This is a genomic window from Pseudomonas sp. GW823-FHT03E05 (genome assembly GCF_058796855.1).
Genome location: NZ_JBXAJB010000001.1, coordinates 490,483 through 511,267, shown reverse-complemented (window position 1 = coordinate 511,267; position 20,785 = coordinate 490,483). Strand labels below are relative to the sequence as shown.

The following is a 20,785-nucleotide window of genomic DNA, read 5'->3' as shown; positions in this document are numbered from 1 at the left end:
CTATGCTCTGTTGACACCCAACCGTGTCGAGGGATTTATGGACGATCCAAGCAAGGACAATCAGCCTCCGACCTTCCTGCAGATGCTGCAAAGCGTGCTGGCCGCCGCCTTCGGCGTACAGAGCGGGAAGAACCGCGCCCGCGACTTCAGCCACGGCAAGCCCAGCCACTTCATCGTGCTGGGCATTCTGTTCACCACCCTGTTTGTTCTGGTGCTGCTGGGCATCGCCAACCTGGCGATGCACCTGGCGGGGGTCTGAAGCGGCGTCAGCGCAGCAACAGCTGCAAACCGAAGGGATAGCGGTAGCTGTCCGGCTTGCCTTGGGCGGACAGCCCGCGAAAATCGACCCTGGTGCCCACCTGATCCCCCAGGCGCAGCAACTGCCGGGCCTGGGCCGGGGTCAATGCCTGGAACAGCGACAGTTGCCAATCCGGCCCGCCCAGGCGCCGGGCGTCCAGCCCCAGGGCATCATCGTGCAACGCCACCAGGGCCCAGCCCCCTAGGGTGAAGTGCCCCGCCTCCAGCACCGACAACTTGCCGTCGATCAGGGCCTGCAAGGCCTCGGGCGAACTGTTGACTCCACTGAACAGCAGATCCGTTCCCGGCTTGCGGCCCAGTTCCCGGGCCGCTTGCATGGCCCCCAGGGCCATTTCGTCATTGGCCGACCAGACCAGTTGGGTTTTCGGGTAGCGCTTGAGCAACTGTTGCGCCTGGCGGTAGGCGCGCTCCCGGTTCCATTCGCCATAGACCAACTGACGCAAATGCACCTGCGGATGTTCGGCCAGGGCCCGGCGCAAGCCGCGCTCGCGCAACTGCGCCGCAGGTGTGACCTTGAGCCCGGAAAATGCAAGCAGTTCGATGCCGTGCCCTGCCGGGACCGGCCCAAGCTTGTGCAGCAGCTCCTTGAGCATGCGGTAGCCGGCTTCCTCATCGTCGCCCACCATGCTGCCGATCCAGTCCGAATAGTTCTGCCGGCTCTGCCCGATCAGTTCCCGCTGGTCCAGGGTCAAAGGGCTGTTGACGATAAACAGCTTGATCCCGGAACCCTGGGACAGACGCAGGATCTGCGGAGCCACGTACTGTTCGTTCACCAGCATCAGGTAATCGGGTTTGTCGCGGCCCTGGAACAGCTCCCGGGCCTGCTGCAGAGTGTTCTGCGGATCGCGCTCGGCATAGAGGATGCGCAGGTCAAGCCCCAGGTCCCGGGCCGCGGCCTGCATGAACTGCGAATAACTGACCCAGAAGGTCTCCGTGGAATTGCCGGGATTGAGAAACACCACCGATGTGGCATGAGCGACCGCCCAGAACGGCAGACTCAGGCACAACAGCCACTTGCACAGACGCTTGAACATTACGAGAAGAGCCCCAGAATTTCGCCCAGGCAGTATAACTGGCAAAGTGCTGGCCAACGGCGGCAAATTGTCATGATTGTCCGACAATTCAGGCTCTTTTTTATCGCTCGACTACTGGTGACTGACCCAGAACACGGCCGTACCCACGACCAGTATGATCAGAAAGAGAATGGCCCAAGCATCAACGCTACTGTCACTTTTCCTTACTTTGGTTGGATGGCTCATAGCATCGCCTCTAGTAGATTTTGTCGGTGACTGCTCAAAGACACGTCCACAGTTAAGACCAGGATTGCCCCTACCACAAATGGGGTTACTCTCACGCCCCTACCGTTAGTCGTTTTGGTTCTGTGCATATACTCAAACATCACTTTTGCGCATAACCGCAAACTGGTATCGTTCGGCGGCTCCGTTGGGAGTGCGCGGCCGTGCGCGCAGATTTGCTTACATGGGTGGCGTGAAGCGTGAACGAAGGCAAGACGAGGTGAGACCGGCGAAAACCGCGCTGGACGCCAGTCCGAGCAGCGTACCGAAGCCGTTCACCGCAGTATTTGCCAAGTGCGCTTGAGCGCCGCCTGTAGCCTGAGAACTGGACCTATATGTACGTATACGACGAGTACGATCAGCGGATCATCGAGGACCGCGTCAAGCAGTTCCGTGATCAGACCCGACGCTATCTGGCAGGCGAGCTGAGCGAAGAAGAATTCCGCCCCCTGCGCCTGCAGAATGGCCTTTATATCCAACGTTTTGCCCCGATGCTGCGGGTCGCCGTGCCTTACGGCCAACTGACCTCGCGCCAAGCGCGGATGATGGCCAAGATTGCCCGCGACTACGACAAGGGCTACGCGCACATCAGTACCCGGCAGAACGTGCAGTTCAACTGGCCGGCCCTGGAAGACATCCCGGACATCCTCGCCGAACTGGCCACCGTGCAGATGCACGCGATCCAGACCAGCGGCAACTGCCTGCGCAACGTCACCACCGACCAGTTCGCCGGTGTCGCCGCCGACGAGCTGATCGACCCGCGCCCCTGGTGCGAGATCGTCCGCCAGTGGACCACCTTCCACCCGGAATTTGCCTACCTGCCGCGCAAGTTCAAGATCGCCATCAACGGCTCGACCTCTGACCGCGCGGCCATCGAAGTCCATGACATCGGCCTTGAGCCTGTGTACAACGCCGCCGGCGAGCTGGGTTTCCGCGTGCTGGTGGGTGGCGGCCTGGGCCGTACCCCGGTGGTCGGTGCCTTCATCAACGAGTTCCTGCCCTGGCAGGACCTGCTGAGCTACCTCGACGCCATCCTGCGGGTCTACAACCGCTACGGCCGGCGTGACAACAAGTACAAGGCGCGGATCAAGATCCTGGTCAAGGCCCTGACCCCTGAAGTGTTCGCCGAGAAGGTCGAGGCCGAGATGGCCCACCTGCGCGGCGGCCAGACCACCCTGACCGATGCCGAAGTGCATCGCGTGGCCAAGCACTTCGTCGACCCGGACTACAAGACCCTGAGCAACCAGGACGCCGAACTGGCCGCCCTGGACCAGCAGCACCCGGGCTTTGCCCGCTGGCGCACGCGCAACACCCTGGCCCACAAGAAGCCGGGCTACGTGGCCGTGACCCTGTCGCTCAAGCCCACCGGCGTAGCGCCGGGAGACGTTACCGACAAGCAGTTCGACGCCATCGCCGACCTGGCCGACCGTTACAGTTTCGGCCAGCTGCGCACCTCCCACGAGCAGAACATCATTCTCGCCGACGTCGAGCAGAGCCAACTGTTCACCCTGTGGGGCGAGTTGCGGGAGAACGGCTTCGCCACGCCGAACATCGGCCTCTTGACCGACATCATCTGCTGCCCGGGCGGCGACTTCTGCTCCCTGGCCAACGCCAAGTCGATCCCGATCGCCGAATCCATCCAGCGCCGTTTCGACGACCTGGACTACCTGTTCGACATCGGTGAACTGGACCTGAACATCTCCGGCTGCATGAACGCCTGCGGCCACCACCACGTGGGCCACATCGGCATCCTCGGGGTGGACAAGAAAGGCGAGGAGTTCTACCAGGTGTCCCTGGGTGGCAGCGCCAGCCGCGACGCCAGCCTGGGCAAGATCCTCGGCCCGTCCTTCGCCCAGGACGACATGCCCGACGTGATCTCGAAGCTGATCGACGTGTACGTGGAACAACGTACCGAAGACGAACGCTTCATCGACACCTATCAACGTATTGGCATCGACCTCTTCAAGGAGCGCGTCTATGCAGCGAATCATTAAGAACAACGAGGTCATCGACGAAACCTGGCACCTGCTGCCCAAGGACGCGACCCTCGACGGCATTTCCAACTGCGACGACCTGATCGTGCCACTGGCCCTGTGGCGCGAGCATGCTCACGCCCTCAAGGCCCGCGATGGCGGCCTGGGCGTATGGCTGGATGCGGACGAAGAAGCCGAGGAAATCGGTGACGACGTCGAGCAGTTCCAGGTGATTGCCCTGAACTTCCCGGCCTTCACCGATGGCCGCAACTACTCCAACGCCCGCCTGCTGCGTGACCGCTACGGCTACAAGGGCGAGTTGCGAGCGATTGGCGATGTACTGCGCGACCAGCTGTTCTACCTGCACCGCTGCGGCTTCGATGCCTATGCACTGCGGGCCGACAAGGACCCCTACGAAGCCCTGGAAAGCCTCAAGGACTTCTCGGTGACCTACCAGGCCGCCACCGACGAACCGCTGCCGCTGTTCCGTCGCCGCTAAGCCCTGGCGCCAACAAAAAGCCCTGAACCGGGAAACCGGTTCAGGGCTTTTTTGTGCAGACCTGCCACTCTCACCGTAGGAGCCGGCTTGCCGGCGAAGAGGCCCTCGGGCCTTGTGCAAAGCTTGCAACCGCCTTCGCTGGCAAGCCAGCTCCTACAGCAGACGCCCGCAAACGACACACTCCTGTAGGAGCCGGCTTGCCGGCGAAAAGGCCCTCAGGCCTTGTACAAATCTTGCAACCGCCTTCGCTGGCAAGCCAGCTCCTACAGCAGACGCCCGCAAACGACGCACTCCTGTAGGAGCCGGCTTGCCGGCGAAAAGGCCCTCGGGCCTTGTGCAAGTCTTGCGATCGCCTTCGCTGGCAAGCCAGCTCCTACAAAGCCAGCTCCTACAAAAAGCCAGCGCCTACAAGGCCGGGGGGGTTACCAGAAGCGCTGTTGGGTCAGGCGGCTCCACCAGGTCAGCAGCACGCGGTCGATGGAGCCGCTGGCCGCCAGCCCTACCCGCTCTTGCAGGCTCTTGCGCTCGGCATAGTGCAAGTGGAAGACATCGGCACTCTTGGCCTTGTCCGCCAGGTATTCGTCACTGGTCTGCAACTCGTCCACCAGCAGTTTTTCCTGCGCCGCCACGCCCAGCCAGACTTCACCAGTGGCCACTTCATCAATGGCCAGTTGCGGGCGATAGCGGGAAACGAAGTTCTTGAACAGTTGGTGGGTGACGTCCAGGTCTTCCTGGAATTTCTCCCGGCCCTTCTCGGTATTTTCGCCAAACACCGTCAAGGTGCGCTTGTACTCACCAGCGGTCAGCACTTCGAAATCGATGTCGTGCTTCTTCAGCAGGCGGTTGACGTTGGGCAACTGGGCCACCACGCCAATGGAACCGAGGATGGCGAACGGCGCGCTGATAATCTTTTCACCGATGCAGGCCATCATGTAGCCGCCGCTGGCCGCTACCTTGTCGATGCACACCGTCAGCGGCACACCGGCCTGGCGGATACGCGCCAGCTGCGACGAAGCCAGCCCGTAGCTGTGGACCATGCCGCCACCGCTCTCCAGGCGCAGCACCACTTCATCCTTGGGCGTTGCCAGGCTCAGCAGGGCAGTGATTTCATGGCGCAGCCCTTCGGTGGCCGAAGCCTTGATGTCGCCATTGAAGTCCAGCACGAAGACCCGGGGCTTGGCCTCGGCCGGCTGTTTCTTGTGCTTCTTCTGGCTCTTTTCGGTCTTGCTCTTGGCCTTGCGCAGGGCCTTGAGCTGATCCTTGTCCAGCAGGCTCTGCTCCAGGCGCTCGCGCAGTTCCTTGTAGAAATCATTCAGCTTGCTGACCTGCAACTGCCCCACACCCTTGCGCCGCCCCTTGCTGCGCAGCGCAGCGGCGGTGATCAGCACCACCAGGATGGCGACCACCAGGGTCACGGTCTTGGCCAGGAAACTGGCGTATTCGGCGATAAACTCCACAGGGACTCCTCAAACATGGACCGCTGCCAACGAGCGGCGTAATGGGCTAAAGCATACCGGCGCGACTGGTCGGCCACCAGTCGGGAAACCTTGTGTAACCAAGCTCCAACAATCATTTCAAACAAGCGTATGTTTTTTCATTGACAGCTCACCGGCATCCTCATAACCTCGCAAAACTTTCAACGTACCGGGATGACGCGGACGTGGGCAGCATCTACTTGATTCGACATGGCCAAGCCTCCTTCGGTGCAGACGACTACGACGTGCTGTCGGCTACCGGCGTGCGCCAGGCGGCGGTGCTCGGCGAACATCTGGCAGCGCTGGGCATCGGCTTCGATCGCTGCCTGTCCGGCGATCTGCGGCGCCAGCAGCACACCGCCCAGGCCGCTCTGGAACAGATGAGCGCCGCAGGCTTTGACAGCCCGGCCCTGGAAATAGATTCCGCCTTCAACGAATTCGATGCCGACGCCATCATCCGCGCCCTGCTGCCCGACCTGCTGCCCCAGGAACCCGAAGCCCTGAACATCCTGCGCAACGCCGCGCAGAACCGCGGTGAGTTCCAGCGCATCTTCGCCCTGATCATCCAGCGCTGGCTGGCCGGCACCTACGACCCACCTGGCCTGGAAAGCTGGCTGGGTTTTGTCGAACGCGTCCAGGGCGGCCTGCAACGGATTCTCGAAGCAGCCAACAACCAGCAGAAGATCGCCGTGTTCACCTCCGGCGGCACCATCACCGCCCTGCTCCACCTGATTACCCGGATGCCCGCCCAGCAGGCTTTCGAACTGAATTGGCAAATCGTCAACACCTCGCTCAACCAGCTGAAGTTCCGCGGTCGCGAGGTGTCCCTGGCTTCCTTCAACGGTCATGCCCATCTGCAACTGTTGAAGGCCCCGGAGTTCATCACCTTCCGTTGAGCCCGGCTTACTGTGACCCTTGCTGTAACCACCCCATAAAAGGATCGAACCATGACCTCCGTAGCTGACGCCGTACAAGCCATGCAAGCCAAGTTCAACCCAGCTGCCGCTGCCGGCCTGGACCTGGTTTTCGGTTTCCGCATCGATGACTCCAAGCATTTCTCGCTGGTCGTCAAGGACAGCACCTGCGAACTCAAGGAAGGCGAGAACCCGGACGCCCAGGTCACCCTGGTGATGGACGGCGAGACCCTGGACGGCATCGTCAGCGGCGAGACCGACGGCATGCAAGCCTTCATGGGCGGCAAGCTGCGCGCCGAAGGCGACATGATGCTGGCCATGAAACTGAGCGAGCTGTTCCCAGCCTAAGACCGCGCAAGGTCCGGCTGTACCCGAATCCCGCCCCTGTGGCGGGATTCGTCGTTTCTGGCTGCCGCAACCGCTCTGGCCCGTGCCTTTGCCCTGAATCAATACCGCTGGGCGGCTGGCATTTCAGGCGAGACGCTTGATTGATCTCGGTCAGTTCCCACCCCGCAACGCCCCTCTACTCTTGCGCCTTCCATCGCGGCCAGGGACGGCTCAGCCGGAGCCACCTGCCATACCGCCATCACTCACGGAAGAGTCTGCATTATGCGATCACTGAAGATCATCCTGCTGTCTACCGCCTTCAACGGCCTGACCCAACGCGCCTGGCTCGACCTGCGCCAGGCCGGCCACCGCCCTAGCGTGGTGCTGTTCACCAGCGAAGAAGAGGTCTGCCGGCAGATCGAAGAGGCCGAGGCCGACCTGGTGATCTGCCCGTTCCTCAAGGACCGGGTCCCCCAGCAACTGTGGAGCCACCCCAAGCGCCCGGTGGTGATCATCCACCCCGGCATCGTCGGCGACCGCGGGGCCAGCGCCCTGGACTGGGCCATCAGCAAGGAACTCAAGCGCTGGGGCGTCACCGCGTTGCAGGCGGTGGAAGAAATGGACGCCGGGCCGATCTGGTCGACCCACGAATTCAACCTGCCCGCCGGGCTGCGCAAGTCCGAGCTGTACAACGGCCTGGTGAGCGACGCGGCGATTCACTGTATCCGCGACGTGGTGGAGAAATTCCGCAACGGCTACACCCCCCAGCCCCTGGACTACGACAAACCCTCGGTCCTCGGGCGCCTGCAACCGAACATGAAGCAATCCGACCGCACCTTCAGCTGGCACGACAGCGCCCAGTTCATCAAGCGCAGCATCGATGCCGCCGACGGTCAGCCCGGCGTCCTGGCCAGCCTCGCCGGCGGCCAGTACTACGTCTACGACGCCCACCTGGATTCACGCACCGGCATGCCCGGGCAACTGCTGGCGGTGCACGACGACGCAGTACTGGTGGCCTGCGGCGATCACAGCTTGTGGATCGGCTCCCTGCGCCAGAAGCCCCAGCCTGGCGAGGAAACCTTCAAGCGCCCCGCCCGCCACGTGCTCGGCGAGCGCCTGGCCGATGTCCCGGTGCTGGACTGGTCGGTGGCCAACAGCCCGTTCAGCACCGAGGCCTACCAACCTATCCGCTACCGCGAAACGGGCAAGGTCGGCGAACTGACCTTCGAGTTCTACAACGGCGCCATGAGCACCGAGCAGTGCCAACGCCTGGTCAGCGCCCTGCGCTGGGCCAAGGCCCGGGACACCCAGGTGCTGCTGGTGCGTGGCGGCCGCGGTGCCTTCAGCAACGGCGTGCACCTCAACGTGATCCAGGCCGCCGAAGTACCGGGCCTGGAAGCCTGGGCCAATATCCAGGCCATCGACGACGTCTGCCTGGAACTGCTCACCGCCCGCCAACTGGTGGTCAGCGGCCTGACCGGCAATGCCGGCGCTGGCGGCCTGATGCTGGCCCTGGCCGCGGACGTGGTCCTGGCCCGCGCCGACACCGTGTACAACCCCCACTACAAGAGCATGGGCCTGTACGGCTCCGAGTACTGGACCTACAGCCTGCCCCGCGCCGTCGGCCAGGCCATGGCCAAGCAACTGACCGAAGCCTGCCTGCCCATCAGCGCACTCCAGGCCCTGCAGATGGGCATGGTCCAGGAGATCGGCCCGCGCTGCCCGGACGAGTTCGGCCTGTGGCTGCTGCAACGGGCCAACGGCGTGCTCAACGACCCGCGCTACCAGCACCTGCGCCAGCGCAAGCTGGATGCCGACCCGCAACTGATGCAGCACTGCCGCAACGCCGAGCTGGAAGAGATGCACATGGACATGGTGCAGAACCGCAAGGGCTTCGCCGAGAAGTGCAGCAACTTCGTCTACAAGCGCAAGACCTGCTGCACCCCGGAGCGGCTGATCGAAGCCTGGGCCAAACCCCAGGACATCGCCCTGGTGGGCTGACCCAAAGCCTCCCCCCCTGAACCGTCGCCCGGGTCGCCGGGTGACAACTTCAGCGCTGTGGCTGCAACAGCAACGCCACCAGCGCCGTCCAGCCGGTCTGGTGGCTAGCCCCCAGGCCGCGCCCGGTTTCGCCATGGAAGTATTCATGGAATAGCACCAGCTCGCGGTCCTCGGCCTCCACCTGCAACTGCGGGTAGCCGCTCATGGACGGCCTGCGCCCGTCCTCGTCCAGCAGAAACAGTCGCGTCAGGCGCTGGCTCAAGCCGTCGGCCACTTCCTCCAGGGACGCCAGATACCCGGAGCCCCGCGGGTACTCCACCGAGAAGTTGACGTCGTAGTAGCGGTGAAACTCGCGCAGGGATTCGATCAGCATGTAGTTGATCGGCATCCACAGCGGCCCGCGCCAGTTGGAGTTGCCGCCATACAACCGTGAATCGGACTCCGCCGGCACATAGCGGGCACACAACTGCTTGCCGTCCACCTGCATGGCGAACGGCTGCTCGAAGGCCTTGGACAGGGAGCGGATACCGAAGTCCGAGAGGAACTCGCTGTCATCGAGCATGCGCTTGAGCAGGTCCTTGGTACGCTCGCCGCGCAACAGCGCCAGGAGCATGCGGTTACCCTTGCCCGGCTCGTACCAGCGCGACACCAGGCTCGCCAGGTCCGGCCGGTGATGCAAGAAGCCCAGCAGGCGCTGGGCCAGCCCCGGCAGGTTTTCGTGCTCATGCTGCTCCAGCACCTGCACCGCGAACAGCGGCATCAGGCCGACGATGGAGCGCAGGCGCAGGGGTTCGTTCTGCCCATCAGGGCGGTGCAGCACGTCGTAGAAGAACTGGTCCTGTTCGTCCCACAGCCCCTCGGCGCTTTCATCCACGCGGTTGATGGCCCCGGCGATATACAGGAAGTGCTCGAAGAACTTCACCGCAATGTCCACGTACACCCCATTGCGCTTGGCCAGTTCCAGGGCGATACGCATCAGGTCCAGGGCATAGGCCGCGACCCAGGCCGTGCCATCGGCCTGATCCAGGGCGAAACCTTCGGGCAAGGCGGCGGAGCGGTCGAACAGGGCGATATTGTCCAGGCCGAGGAAGCCGCCCTGGAACAGGTTGCGGCCTTCTGCGTCCTTGCGGTTGACCCACCAGGAAAAATTCAGCAGCAGCTTGTGGAATATGCGTTCGAGAAAATCCAGGTCACCGACGCCAGTCAGGCACTTTTCCTGCTGGTAGACCCGCCAGCAGGCCCAGGCGTGCACCGGCGGATTGGCGTCGTCAAAACGCCACTCGTACGCGGGCAACTGGCCGTTGGGATGCATGAAGCGATCCTTCACCAGCAGCAATAACTGCTGCTTGGCAAAGCCGGGATCGATCAGGGCAAAGGCTACCGCCTGGAAACCCAAGTCCCAGGAGGCATACCAGGGGTACTCCCAGGTGTCGGGCATGGAGACGATGTCGCAGTTGGACAGATGGCGCCAATGGGTGTTGCGCAGATGCTCGCGTTCACTAGGGGGTACCGGCTGGCCGGGATCACCATCAAGCCACTGGTTGACGTCGAAGTAGTACAGCTGCTTGGACCACAGCAACCCCGCCAGGGCCTGGCGCTGGACATTGCGCGCGTCGCTACTGGCGATACCTTGCTGCAACGCCCCGTAGAACTCATCGGCCTCGCGCCGGCGCTGCTCGAACAGGCGGCGGGCGCTGACCGGTTCGCTACCGGCCGGGGCAAAGCGCAGGAACAGGCGCTTGCTCTCGCCGCCCGCCAGATCCAGGACGAAGTGCGCCGCCACCCGGGTGCCACCATCGAAACTCACCGCACTGGCCTGTCCATCCACCAGGTAGTCGTTGAAACCATCCTTGAACGGCCCGGGTGACGCCAGCCCGTCCAGCTTGGGGAAATTGCTGTCGTTGTTGCAGAACAGCCACTGGCAGGGCTCGGCCCCCCAGGCGGTGATCTGCCGGTCGGGCAGTTGCCCATGCCGCGCCAGCACCTTGTCGCCCTCCAGGCGCATGCTCGGCCGCGGTGTGTTGCCGCCCCAGCTCCAGGTGTTGCGCGCCCAGACCTGGGGCAGCACCCGCAGCCGCGCCGGCTGGTGGAAACGGTTGTGCACGGTGATGTGCATGAAAATGTCATCGGCCGTGTGCTTGGCGTATTCCACCGTCACGTCGAAGTAGCGGTTGTCCTCGAAAACCCCGGTATCGAGGATCTCGTACTCGGTGTCGTTCAGGCCGCGACGGGCGTTTTCCGCCACCAGATCGGCATAGGGAAAGGCCGCATGGGGGTACTTGTAGAGCATGCGCATGTAGGCATGGCTGGGCACGCCGTCGAGGTAGAAGTACAGCTCCTTGACGTCCTCGCCGTGGTTGCCCTCGGCATTGTTCAGGCCGAACAGACGCTCCTTGAGAATGCTGTCGTGTTCATTCCACAGCGCCAGCCCCAGGCACCAGTGCTGGGCCTTGTCGGAGAACCCGGCCAGCCCGTCCTCGCCCCAGCGGTAGGCACGGCTGCGGGCATGTTCGTGGGGGAAGTAGCTCCAGGCGTCGCCATCGGCGCTGTAATCCTCGCGCACCGTGCCCCACTGCCGTTCACTCAGGTATGGCCCCCACTGGCGCCAGAGCTCGGCGTCGCTGCCCTGCAGGCGCCGGCCTTCAACCGTATCGAGGATGCTGCTGGTGGATTTTGCCGGCATCGGGGAGTGTCCTTGGCCATGGAGGTGACTTGCAGTGTAGGAGCAGCCCGTCTCGCTGCCCCGTGACAAATGTTTCACGGTACGAAGGCCCGAGGTGCCTAAAAACCCACGAGGCATCCGGGCCAGAGCCATTACGGCTAAATTTTTCACCCCTGGCTCGTTATAATCGGCAACCCTTTTATGGCAATGCGGATTCAATGATGTTCAGTTGCAAAGCGTTTTTCCCGGGCGCACTGCTCGCGGCAGCCTTCTCGACCCAGGCTGAAGGCCTTGACCTGAGCTACCCGCAGCCCCCGTTACCGGCCACCCCCATCCAGACCCCGGCGCCCCAGAGCGACATGCCCACCTTCAAACTGCAGTTCAAGCCAGGCATCAGCTACGAGCACCATTGCAGCGGCCAATGCACCTACGAAACCAATATCGACCAGTTGCACGACCGCGAAACCCGCCACAGCGCAAGCGTCGGATTCGACTGAGCCCGGCCATTAAACCTGCGGCACGCTTGATCCACACTCGCGCTCCTGAGTCCTACAGCGAACTCAGGAAGTCCTGCCCTGCCGGCGAAGTGGCCCGCAGCCTTGTGCAAGCCTTGCGACCGCCTTCGCTGCCAAGCCAGCTCCTACACAAGCGTCCGGCATCGCGCAAAATTCCGTAGGGACCGGCCTGCAGGCGAAGAGGCCCTGAGGCCTTGTGCAAACCTTGAAGCCAGCTCCTGCGGGTTTCATGAGGGTTGGACGGGGGTGGAGGCCGCTCGGTTGTCCAGCTACGACCCCTCAACACCAAAAACGACACCCCATTCCCTCAGGCGGTTGACGCGCCGCCCTCATCTCTATTTATTACTATTTATCCGCATTAATACGATAAATAGCCGCCCATGCTGAAACGCCCCGTTCGCCGCAAACGCCAGAAGCTTTCCGACGTGATTGTCGAGTCGGTGAAGCGTTCCATCGTCACCGATGCCCTGCGCCCCGGGGATCGCTTGCCCACCGAGAAGGAGCTGATGGAAAGCTTCCAATGCTCCAAGGGCTCGGCCCGGGAGGCGCTCAAGGCGCTGGAGGTGGAGGGGCTGGTCAACACTCGCACCGGGCCAAACGGCGGCGCCTACCTGAACCAGGCCGGTACCGAGCCGGCCAGCCGCGCGCTGCGCAACTACCTGCACTTCCAGCACATGGACGGCGAGCAGGTCTATCAGTTGCGCAAGGTGATCGAGGTGGAGCTGGCGGTGTCGGTGATCGGGCGCTTGAGCGAGGCGGATTTCAAGGCCCTGCAGGACAATATCGACTTCTGCAGCCAACCCGAGGACAGCGAGGCCGGCCAGCGCGAGCAGCGCATCGCCGAGCTGGAGTTCCACAACCTGCTGGGGCGAGCCTGCCCCAACCCGCTGCTGAGTTTCATGGCGCAGTTTCTCAACGATTTGCTGCGCGACCTGGTGGTGCTGAAGAAGGCCTACAAGCCCAAGCGCAAGCAGTTCGACGCCGCCAACCTGGATTACCACAAACGCTTGCTGCTGGCCTTGCGCGCCGAAGATGAAAGCGCAGTGCGCCAGTTGATGCACGAACACATGTGCGACGCCGAGCACCACATGACCGCCCTGGAAGGCGAAGTCACCCAGCACTTCCTGCTGGAGTTCGACCACCACCGATAGCGCCCGCCGTCCACCGCTTTGCCAATAACAAGCCTGAACACAGGCTGCTACGTCGATTCGCCATTGCCACTCCTGCCAATAACTAAACCAGGGAGTTACCCCATGCAGCGTCGTACGTTGTTGAAAGCCGGTCTGGCCGTTAGCGGTGCCCTCAGCCTCGGGCTGGGGGTGCGCAACGCCTTTGCCGCCGAACCCTTTACCTTCTACGGTTTGAAGTCGATGTCCGGCGCCTTTGCCAGCTACGGCAAGTTCGCCGACATGGGCTCGCGCCTGGCGGTGGAGCAGTACCCGACCCTGCTGGGGCGACCGCTGCACTACAAGGTGATCGATACCGAGGGCAACGCCGGCAAGGCGGTGCGCCGGGTCCAGGAGGCGATTGCCCAGGACGGCGCACGGTTCTTCCAGGGCTGCACCCTGTCGTCTTCGGCGCTGGCGGTGGCCAAGGAGGTGGGCAAGGTCGGTGGGGTGTTCATGACCCCGGTGGGCGCCGATGAGGTCACTGGCAAGGACTGCAATGCCTCGACCTTTCGCTGGTCGGTGCCAACCTACGGCGCCATCCGCGAAACCATGGTGCCGCTGATCAAGTTGCTGCCCGAGGCCAAGCGCTGGTACACCATCACCCCGCAATACGTGTTCGGCGAAGCCTTGCTGGAAGGGGCGAAGCAGGTGTGTGCCGAACATGGCATCGAGCACATCGGCAACAGCTACCACTCCTTGCAGGAGCAGGAATTCTCCGGCTACCTGACCAACGCCATCGCCGCCCGCCCTGATGTGCTGGTGCTGCTGAACTTCGGCAGCCAGTCATCCAACGCCCTGCGCCAGGCGGTGAACTTCGGCATCAAGGAACGCATGAAGGTGCTGCTGGTGTGGTCCGCCGGGCTCGACCAGTTCCAGGAGCTGGGCAGCGACGTCTTGGAAGGCGTCTACCTCGGCGCGCAGTACTGGCATCAGGTGGACACCCCGCTCAATCGCGAACTGGTGAAGCTGACCCAGGCCAAATACGGCATCAACCCCACCTACCCGCTGGCCGCCGACTACATCGGCAGCAAGATCATCCTCGACACCATTGCCGCCACCGGCAGCTTTGACGGCGCTACCGTGGCCAAGGCCATGCAGGGCCTGACCTACCAGGGCCCCACCGGCGAGGAGAGCATCCGCGCCGGCGACCATCAGGTGATCAAGGATTACTACCTGCTGGTGGGCAAGGCCGCCGCCACGATGCGCGACAAGGACGACCTGGCCGAGGTGCTCAGCGCCGGTCGCTCGTTCCCGGATGTCAGCGCCACCGGCTGCGCCCTGGCCTGACGCTCGACACTTCTATCGCTGGCTACAGGCAGCGGGCTCCGTCCAAGGGCTCCCTGCCGAGGGTTCCTGCATGCTTAATTTGTACCTGTTCCAGATCCTCAACGGCCTCGGGCTGGGGATGATCTACTTCCTGATCGCGGTGGGCCTGACGATCATTTTCGGCCTGCTGAACTTCGTCAACTTCGCCCATGGCGCGTTCTTCGTGCTCGGCGCCTACATCTGCTACACCGCCGTCAGCCTGACCGGCAACTTCTGGCTGGCCCTGGTGCTCGCGCCCCTGGTGGTGGCGGCCCTGGCCTGGATCATCGAGCGCCTGTTGATCCAGCGCATCTACCACTTGCCGCACATGTTCCAGATCCTGGTGACCCTGGGCATCGCGCTGATCATCCAGGAAGCCAGCGTGATGATCTGGGGCCCGGTGGGCAAGGCCGTGGCGGTGCCGGAACTGCTGCGCGGGGTGCTGGTGATCGGCGACTTCGTCTACCCCTACTACCGCCTGTTCCTGATCCTGTTCTCGGCCCTGGTGGGGCTGGGCCTGTGGCTGCTGCTGGAGCGCACGCGCTTCGGTGCCCTGGTGCGGGCCGGCAGTGAAAGCACCGAGACCGTGTCGCTGCTGGGCACCAATATCTTTCGCCTGTTTTCCATGACCTTCGCCCTCGGCGTGGCCCTGGCCGGGATCGCCGGGGTGCTGTTCGCGCCCTTGCGCGGCGCCCAGCCCTTTGTCGGCCCGGAGATTCTCGGGGTGGCCTTCGTGGTGGTGGTGATCGGCGGCATGGGCTCGTTCGGCGGCGCCCTGGTGGGCGGCCTGCTGGTGGGGGTGGTGCAAAGCCTGATGACCAGCCTCTGGCCCCAGGGCGCCAGCCTGATGATCTACGGCGCCATGGCGGCAGTCATTCTGGTGCGTCCTTACGGCCTGTTCGGGAGAGCATGATCATGAGCGAGAAAAATCCCCTGCCCTTTGCCAAGACTCAATCGCGCGGCCTGCTGTGGCTGGTGATCGCGGTGCTGATCGGTCTGCCTCTGGTGCTGCCGTCGGCGACCCTGGCCAGCGAGATCCTGATCTTCGCCCTTGCCGCACTGGCCTGTAACCTGCTGCTGGGCTACACCGGGCTGCTGTCGTTCGGCCAGGGCATCTTCTTCGGCGCCGGTGCCTACTGCGCCGCCCTGTTGATGATCCATCTGCAGCTGGGGCTGTTCAGTGCCCTGCTCGGCGCGGCGCTGGTGGGAGCCTTGCTGGCACTGCTGGTGGGCGCCCTGGCGATCCGCCGTACCGGCATCTACTTCGTGATGCTGACCCTGGCCTTCAGCCAGATGGCCTACTTCATCGCCTACACCCTCAGCGACTGGACCGGCGGCGACAACGGCCTGCTCAGCGTGCCGCGCCCGGAGATCCGCATCGGTGACACGGTGCTGCTGTCCCTGGCCGACGCCCGCTATTTCTACGGCTTTGTCGCGGTGCTGTTCCTGCTGATTTTCATCGGTGCCCGGCGGGTGATCGCCTCGCCGTTCGGCAGCACCCTGATGGCCATCCGCGAGAACGAAACCCGCGCCGCCGCCATCGGCTACGACACCCGGCATTTCAAGATCCTGGTGTTCATGCTCTCCGGCGCGGTCACCGGGATTGCCGGGGCGCTGTACGCCATGCTCCTGCACTTCGTGCCGCTGTCGAACATCGACCTGGCGATGTCGGAAAACATCCTGATCATGACCATCGTCGGCGGCACCGGCTCGCTGTTCGGTTCCCTGCTCGGCGCCGGCGCCATCGTGCTGCTGGGCGAGTTCCTCTCCGAGCTGTGGCCACGCTGGCTGATTCTGCTGGGGGTGATCCTGATCCTGGTGGTGGTGTTCATGCGCGGCGGTTTGTGGGGCGGTTTGTCGAGCCTGACGGAACGCCTCAAAGGCTCACGCAAGACGGCCTTGCTGGCCGAGGAGAAACGCTCATGAGCAAGCCTGCGCAGTACCTGCTGGAAACCCAGAACCTGGAGCTGGCCTACGGTGCCTTCCACGCGGTCAACGGGGTCAACCTCAAGGTCGAGGCCGGCACCATCCACACCATCATCGGCCCCAACGGCGCCGGCAAGACCAGCCTGTTCCACTGCCTGACCGGCGAACGCCAGGCCACCGCCGGGGCCATCCGTTTCAACGGCAAGAACATCATCAAGAAACCCGCCCACGGCCGGGTCGGCCTGGGCATGGCGCGCTCCTTCCAGCTCACCAGCCTGTTCCAGAACCTCAGCGTGCGGGAGAACCTGCGCCTGGCCGCCCAGGGCCGCGACGGCCTGGGGGCGCTGAACTTCTGGCGCCACGTGGACAGCCGTCGCGAGCACCTGGAGGTGGCCGACCAGGTGCTGGAACGCCTGCAACTCACGGCCCGGGCCCAGACCCTGGCCGGCGAGCTGTCCCACGGCCAGCAACGGGTGCTGGAAGTGGGCATGTCGATCTGTTCGAAACCGCAATTGCTGATGCTCGACGAGCCCACCTCGGGCATGGGCATCGATGACATCCCGATCATGACCCAACTGATCAGCGACCTGGGCCGCGACCACACGGTGCTGCTGATCGAACACAACATGAGCATCGTCATGTCCATCAGCCAGCGCATCACCGTGATGAGCCACGGCAAGATCCTGGTCGAGGGCACGCCGGATGTGGTGCGCGCCGATGAGCGTGTGCGTGTCGCCTACCTGGGAGAAGCCGCCTGATGCTGACCGTCGAGAACATCCATTCCTACTACGACAAGAGCCACGTGCTCGAAGGCGTCTCGCTCAAGGTGGAGGCCGGTGAACTGGTGACCCTGCTGGGGCGCAACGGCGCGGGCAAGACCACCACCTTGCGCAGCATTCTGGGGATCATCTGCCCGCGCCAGGGCCAGATCCACTTCAACGGCCAGCAACTGGTGGGCCAGAAAATCTTCGAGATCGCCCGCCAGGGCCTGGCCCTGGTGCCGGAACACCGGGGCATCTTTCGCCTGCTCAGCGTCGAGGAAAACCTGCGCATCGCCCAGCGCAAGACCAGCCGCTGGCAGCTGGACGACATCTACCGAATGTTTCCGCGGCTCAAGGAGCGCCGCAAGAACGCCGGCCACGCCCTGTCCGGCGGCGAACAGCAGATGCTGGCCATCGCCCGTGCCCTGCTCAATGACCCCAAGCTGCTGATCCTCGACGAACCCACCGAGGGCCTGGCGCCGGTGATCGTCGACGAGCTGGTGAAGATCCTGCGCACCCTCAAGGAAGGCGGCCTGCCGGTGCTGCTGGTGGAACAGAACCTGATGGTCTGCGACAAGCTCGCCGACCGTCACTACGTGCTCGAACAGGGCCGCGTGGTCTACCAGGGCAGCGCCGCCGAGTTTCGCGCCGACCCGACCATCAAGAACCGCTACCTGGCCCTGAGCGCCTGACGGGAGAAATGCCATGAACAGTCGACTGGACCCACTGCAGTCCTTGCAAAGCAATGCCCCGCTGATCAACCGCGAGCGCCTCTGGCAGTCCTTGATGGACCTGGCCCGACTGGGCGCCACCGCCAAGGGCGGCGTATGCCGCCTGGCCCTCACCGACCTCGACCGGCAGGCCCGGGACCTGTTCGTGCGCTGGTGCGAAGAGGCCGGCTGCAGCGTCAGCGTGGACGGCATCGGCAATATCTTTGCCCGCCGCGCCGGGCGTGACCCGAACCGCGCCCCGGTGATGACCGGCAGCCATATCGACACCCAGCCCACCGGCGGCAAGTTCGACGGTTGCTACGGGGTGATGGCCGGGCTGGAGGTGATCCGCACCCTGAACGACCTGGGCCTGGAAACCCAGGCGCCGATCGAAGTGGTGGTCTGGACCAACGAGGAAGGCTCGCGCTTCCCGCCGTGCATGATGGGTTCGGGGGTGTTCGCCGGCAAGTTCGACCTCGCCGAGACCCTGGCCAAGCAGGACGAACAGGGCCTGTCGGTGGGCGCCGAGCTGCGGCGCATCGGCTATGCCGGTCCGCGTGCGGTACTCGGCCACCCGGTGGGCGCCTATTTCGAAGCGCATATCGAGCAAGGGCCGGTGCTGGAAGACCGCCAGACCACCATTGGCGTGGTCATGGGCTGCCTGGGCCAGAAGTGGTTCGACCTGACCCTGAGCGGGGTCGAGGCCCACGCCGGGCCGACGCCGATGCACCTGCGCAAGGACGCTCTGGTGGGCGCGGCGCAAGTGGTCAGCGCGGTCAATCGCATCGCCCATGCCCATCAGCCCCATGCCTGCGGCACCGTGGGCTGCCTGAGCCTGCACCCGGGCTCGCGCAACGTGATCCCCGGGCAGGTGCAGATGACCCTCGACCTGCGCCACCTGCACGCCGATCGGTTGCAAGCCATGGTCGATGAAGTGCGCCAAGTGATCGAAGACAGCTGTCGCCAGCATGGCCTGACGTTCGAGCTGACCGCCACCGCCGACTTCCCGCCGCTGGACTTCGACCCCGCCTGCGTGGCCGCCGTGCGCCAGGGCGCCGAGCACCTGGGGCTGAGCCACATGGACATCGTCAGCGGCGCCGGGCACGACGCGATCTTCATCGCCGAGCTGGGCCCGGCAGGGATGATCTTCGTGCCCTGCGAGGGCGGCATCAGCCACAACGAAATTGAAAACGCCGCGCCCCAGGACCTGGCCGACGGCTGCGCGGTCCTGCTGCGGGCCATGGTCAATGCCGCTCAAGGAGCTCAATCGCTATGAAGCAAGCCACTGACATCGCCGCCTTGAGCGGCGTCGAACTGCTGCGCCATTACCGTGACAAGCGCCTGTCACCGGTGGAGGTCACCGAAGATGCCCTGGCGCGTATCGAGCGCTTCAATCCCCTGGTCAACGCCTACTGCCATATCGATCACCAAGGGGCTCTGGACGCGGCACGGGCCTCCGAACAGCGCTGGCTCAAGGGCCAGCCCTGCGGCGCCCTGGACGGCTTGCCGGCGTCGATCAAGGACCTGACCCTGACCCGCGGCATGCCCACCCGCAAGGGCTCGAAAACCACTGCGGCCGCCGGCCCCTGGGAGGTCGACGCACCCTTCTCCGGTTTCATGCGCGCGGCCGGCGCGGTGCTGCTGGGCAAGACCACCACCCCGGAGTTCGGCTGGAAAGGCGTGACCGACAACCCGTTGTACGGCATCACTCGCAACCCCTGGGACACCCGCCTGACGGCCGGTGGCTCTTCCGGCGGCGCAGCGGCGGCGGCCTCGCTGAACCTCGGCGTGTTGCACCAGGGCAGCGATGCCGGCGGATCGATCCGCATTCCCTGCGCCTTCACCGGCACCTTCGGCATCAAGCCGACCTTCGGCTACGTGCCGCAGTGGCCGGCCAGCGCGATGAACATCCTCTCGCACCTGGGGCCGATGACCCGCAGCGTCGATGACGCCGTGCTGATGCTGCAGACCGTGGCCCGTCCGGATGCCCGTGACGGCCTGCTCGGTGCCCCGCGCAGCACGCCCTGGTTACCGGAAAATGCCAGCCTCAAGGGCCTGCGCATCGCCTACAGCCCGGACTTCGGCTACGTCAAGGTCGACCCGCAAGTGGCGCGAGTGGTGGCTCGGGCCGTGGAGCGCCTGGCGCAACTGGGGGCGCAGATCGAGCAGGTCGATCCCGGTTTCAGTGATCCCCTGGAGATGTTCAATACCCTGTGGTTCTCCGGGGCAGCGCGCCTGACCACAGCCCTCAGCCCCGCCCAGCGCGCCTTGCTGGACCCGGGCCTGCTGCGCATCGCCGAACAGGGCGAAGGCATCAGCCTCAGCGACTACAGCGCCGCCCTGGAGGCGCGCGCCGCCCTGGTGGCCCACATGGCCGCCTTCCATGAGCGCTACGACCTGCTGCTCTCGCCCATGCTGCCCCTGACTGCGTTCGCCGCCGGACACAACGTCCCACCGGGCTCGGGCCTGGGGGAATGGATGGAGTGGACGCCCTTCAGCTACCCCTTCAACCTGACCCAGCAACCGGCGGCTTCACTGCCCTGCGGCTTTGCCGACGACGGCCTGCCCGTGGGCCTGCACGTAGTGGGCGCACGCTTTGCCGACGAGCAAGTGCTGCGCTTGTGCCGGGCCTATGAGCAAGCGTTCCCCAGCCCCCACCCCCAAGCCCCCGTCCTGCGACACTGACCCGCACAAAATCCCGTAGGAGCCGGCTTGCCGGCGAAGAGGCTCGCGAGCCTTGGGCAAACCCTGAGGCCGCCTTCGCGGGCAAGCCCGCTCCTACACCTGATTCCGGCATCGCGCGAAATCCCGTAGGAGCCGGCTTGCCGGCGAAGAGGCTCGCGAGTCTTGTGCAATCCCTGAGGCCGCCTTCGCGGGCAAGCCCGCTCCTACACCTGATTCCTGTATCGCGCGAAATCCCGTAGGAGCCGGCTTG

General features: G+C 64.3%; 18 protein-coding genes. 15 read left to right on the top strand and 3 right to left on the bottom strand.

Translation table 11 applies throughout. The features are described 5' to 3' along the window. Positions 1-37: 37 nt before the first annotated feature. Positions 38-259 (top strand): DUF2970 domain-containing protein, encoded by a 222-nt coding sequence (locus tag AC1RCO_RS02395; RefSeq protein ID WP_015636084.1) that lies wholly within the window; start codon positions 38-40, stop codon positions 257-259. Positions 260-266: 7 nt separating this feature from the next. Here AC1RCO_RS02395 and AC1RCO_RS02390 read toward each other — a convergent pair whose 3' ends face one another. Next, the gene (locus AC1RCO_RS02390; RefSeq protein WP_011061940.1) at positions 267-1,352 is read right to left on the bottom strand and encodes an ABC transporter substrate-binding protein; all 1,086 of its coding nucleotides are present in this window, start codon (positions 1,350-1,352) and stop codon (positions 267-269) included. Positions 1,353-1,948: 596 nt separating this feature from the next. Here AC1RCO_RS02390 and AC1RCO_RS02385 point away from each other — a divergent pair. Together AC1RCO_RS02385 and AC1RCO_RS02380 are read left to right on the top strand one after the other, a co-directional pair. Further along, positions 1,949-3,607 carry a nitrite/sulfite reductase gene (locus AC1RCO_RS02385; RefSeq protein WP_011061941.1) on the top strand — a complete coding sequence of 553 codons (1,659 nt, stop codon included), beginning with the start codon at positions 1,949-1,951 and terminating at the stop codon, positions 3,605-3,607. After that, positions 3,591-4,085, top strand: coding sequence for a DUF934 domain-containing protein (locus tag AC1RCO_RS02380; protein ID WP_011061942.1), 495 nt, complete (start codon positions 3,591-3,593; stop codon positions 4,083-4,085). Before AC1RCO_RS02385 ends, AC1RCO_RS02380 begins: the two co-directional genes overlap by 17 nt. Before the next feature lie 422 nt (positions 4,086-4,507). Here AC1RCO_RS02380 and sohB read toward each other — a convergent pair whose 3' ends face one another. Further along, the gene (gene sohB, locus AC1RCO_RS02375) at positions 4,508-5,542 is read right to left on the bottom strand and encodes a protease SohB (RefSeq protein WP_492617335.1); all 1,035 of its coding nucleotides are present in this window, start codon (positions 5,540-5,542) and stop codon (positions 4,508-4,510) included. A gap of 203 nt (positions 5,543-5,745) precedes the next feature. On the opposite strand from sohB, the gene AC1RCO_RS02370 reads away from it, so the two are divergent. From AC1RCO_RS02370 to AC1RCO_RS02360, 3 genes are all read left to right on the top strand, one after another. Beyond that, complete coding sequence (locus AC1RCO_RS02370) at positions 5,746-6,456, top strand: histidine phosphatase family protein (RefSeq protein WP_492617334.1); 711 nt, start codon at positions 5,746-5,748, stop codon at positions 6,454-6,456. Positions 6,457-6,507: 51 nt separating this feature from the next. After that, positions 6,508-6,822, top strand: a complete 315-nt coding sequence (locus tag AC1RCO_RS02365) for an SCP2 sterol-binding domain-containing protein (protein ID WP_011061945.1) — start codon at positions 6,508-6,510, stop codon at positions 6,820-6,822. 261 nt (positions 6,823-7,083) lie between these two features. Then, positions 7,084-8,802, top strand: a complete 1,719-nt coding sequence (locus AC1RCO_RS02360; protein WP_019094329.1) for a hydrogenase maturation protein — start codon at positions 7,084-7,086, stop codon at positions 8,800-8,802. A 49-nt stretch (positions 8,803-8,851) separates the two neighbouring features. Here the strand turns inward: AC1RCO_RS02360 and AC1RCO_RS02355 are convergent, their stop codons facing one another. Further along, the gene (locus tag AC1RCO_RS02355) at positions 8,852-11,485 is read right to left on the bottom strand and encodes an MGH1-like glycoside hydrolase domain-containing protein (protein ID WP_492617333.1); all 2,634 of its coding nucleotides are present in this window, start codon (positions 11,483-11,485) and stop codon (positions 8,852-8,854) included. 200 nt (positions 11,486-11,685) lie between these two features. Here AC1RCO_RS02355 and AC1RCO_RS02350 point away from each other — a divergent pair, with 200 nt between their 5' ends. The 9 genes from AC1RCO_RS02350 (at position 11,686) to AC1RCO_RS02310 (ending at position 20,535) form a co-directional block, all read left to right on the top strand. Continuing rightward, entirely contained in the window at positions 11,686-11,961 is a 276-nt protein-coding gene (locus tag AC1RCO_RS02350) for a hypothetical protein (protein ID WP_401153894.1), read from the top strand. A 398-nt stretch (positions 11,962-12,359) separates the two neighbouring features. Continuing rightward, positions 12,360-13,130 carry a FadR/GntR family transcriptional regulator gene (locus AC1RCO_RS02345; protein ID WP_072449937.1) on the top strand — a complete coding sequence of 257 codons (771 nt, stop codon included), beginning with the start codon at positions 12,360-12,362 and terminating at the stop codon, positions 13,128-13,130. A gap of 102 nt (positions 13,131-13,232) precedes the next feature. After that, positions 13,233-14,435 (top strand): ABC transporter substrate-binding protein, encoded by a 1,203-nt coding sequence (locus AC1RCO_RS02340; protein ID WP_015636094.1) that lies wholly within the window; start codon positions 13,233-13,235, stop codon positions 14,433-14,435. 70 nt (positions 14,436-14,505) lie between these two features. Continuing rightward, the gene (locus tag AC1RCO_RS02335; protein ID WP_011061951.1) at positions 14,506-15,366 is read left to right on the top strand and encodes a branched-chain amino acid ABC transporter permease; all 861 of its coding nucleotides are present in this window, start codon (positions 14,506-14,508) and stop codon (positions 15,364-15,366) included. Between the two features lie 2 nt (positions 15,367-15,368). Beyond that, entirely contained in the window at positions 15,369-16,379 is a 1,011-nt protein-coding gene (locus AC1RCO_RS02330; RefSeq protein WP_220222860.1) for a branched-chain amino acid ABC transporter permease, read from the top strand. Continuing rightward, a complete protein-coding gene (locus AC1RCO_RS02325) occupies positions 16,376-17,137 on the top strand; it encodes an ABC transporter ATP-binding protein (protein WP_220222861.1) in 762 nt (253 codons plus the stop codon). The genes AC1RCO_RS02330 and AC1RCO_RS02325 overlap by 4 nt, the downstream gene beginning before the upstream one ends. Next, positions 17,137-17,832, top strand: a complete 696-nt coding sequence (locus tag AC1RCO_RS02320) for an ABC transporter ATP-binding protein (protein ID WP_015636097.1) — start codon at positions 17,137-17,139, stop codon at positions 17,830-17,832. The genes AC1RCO_RS02325 and AC1RCO_RS02320 overlap by 1 nt, the downstream gene beginning before the upstream one ends. 13 nt (positions 17,833-17,845) lie before the next feature. After that, positions 17,846-19,126, top strand: coding sequence for a Zn-dependent hydrolase (locus AC1RCO_RS02315; protein WP_053159302.1), 1,281 nt, complete (start codon positions 17,846-17,848; stop codon positions 19,124-19,126). After that, on the top strand, positions 19,123-20,535 hold the full coding sequence (locus AC1RCO_RS02310) for an amidase (protein WP_492617332.1): 1,413 nt from the start codon (positions 19,123-19,125) through the stop codon (positions 20,533-20,535). Before AC1RCO_RS02315 ends, AC1RCO_RS02310 begins: the two co-directional genes overlap by 4 nt. Positions 20,536-20,785: the final 250 nt, after the last annotated feature.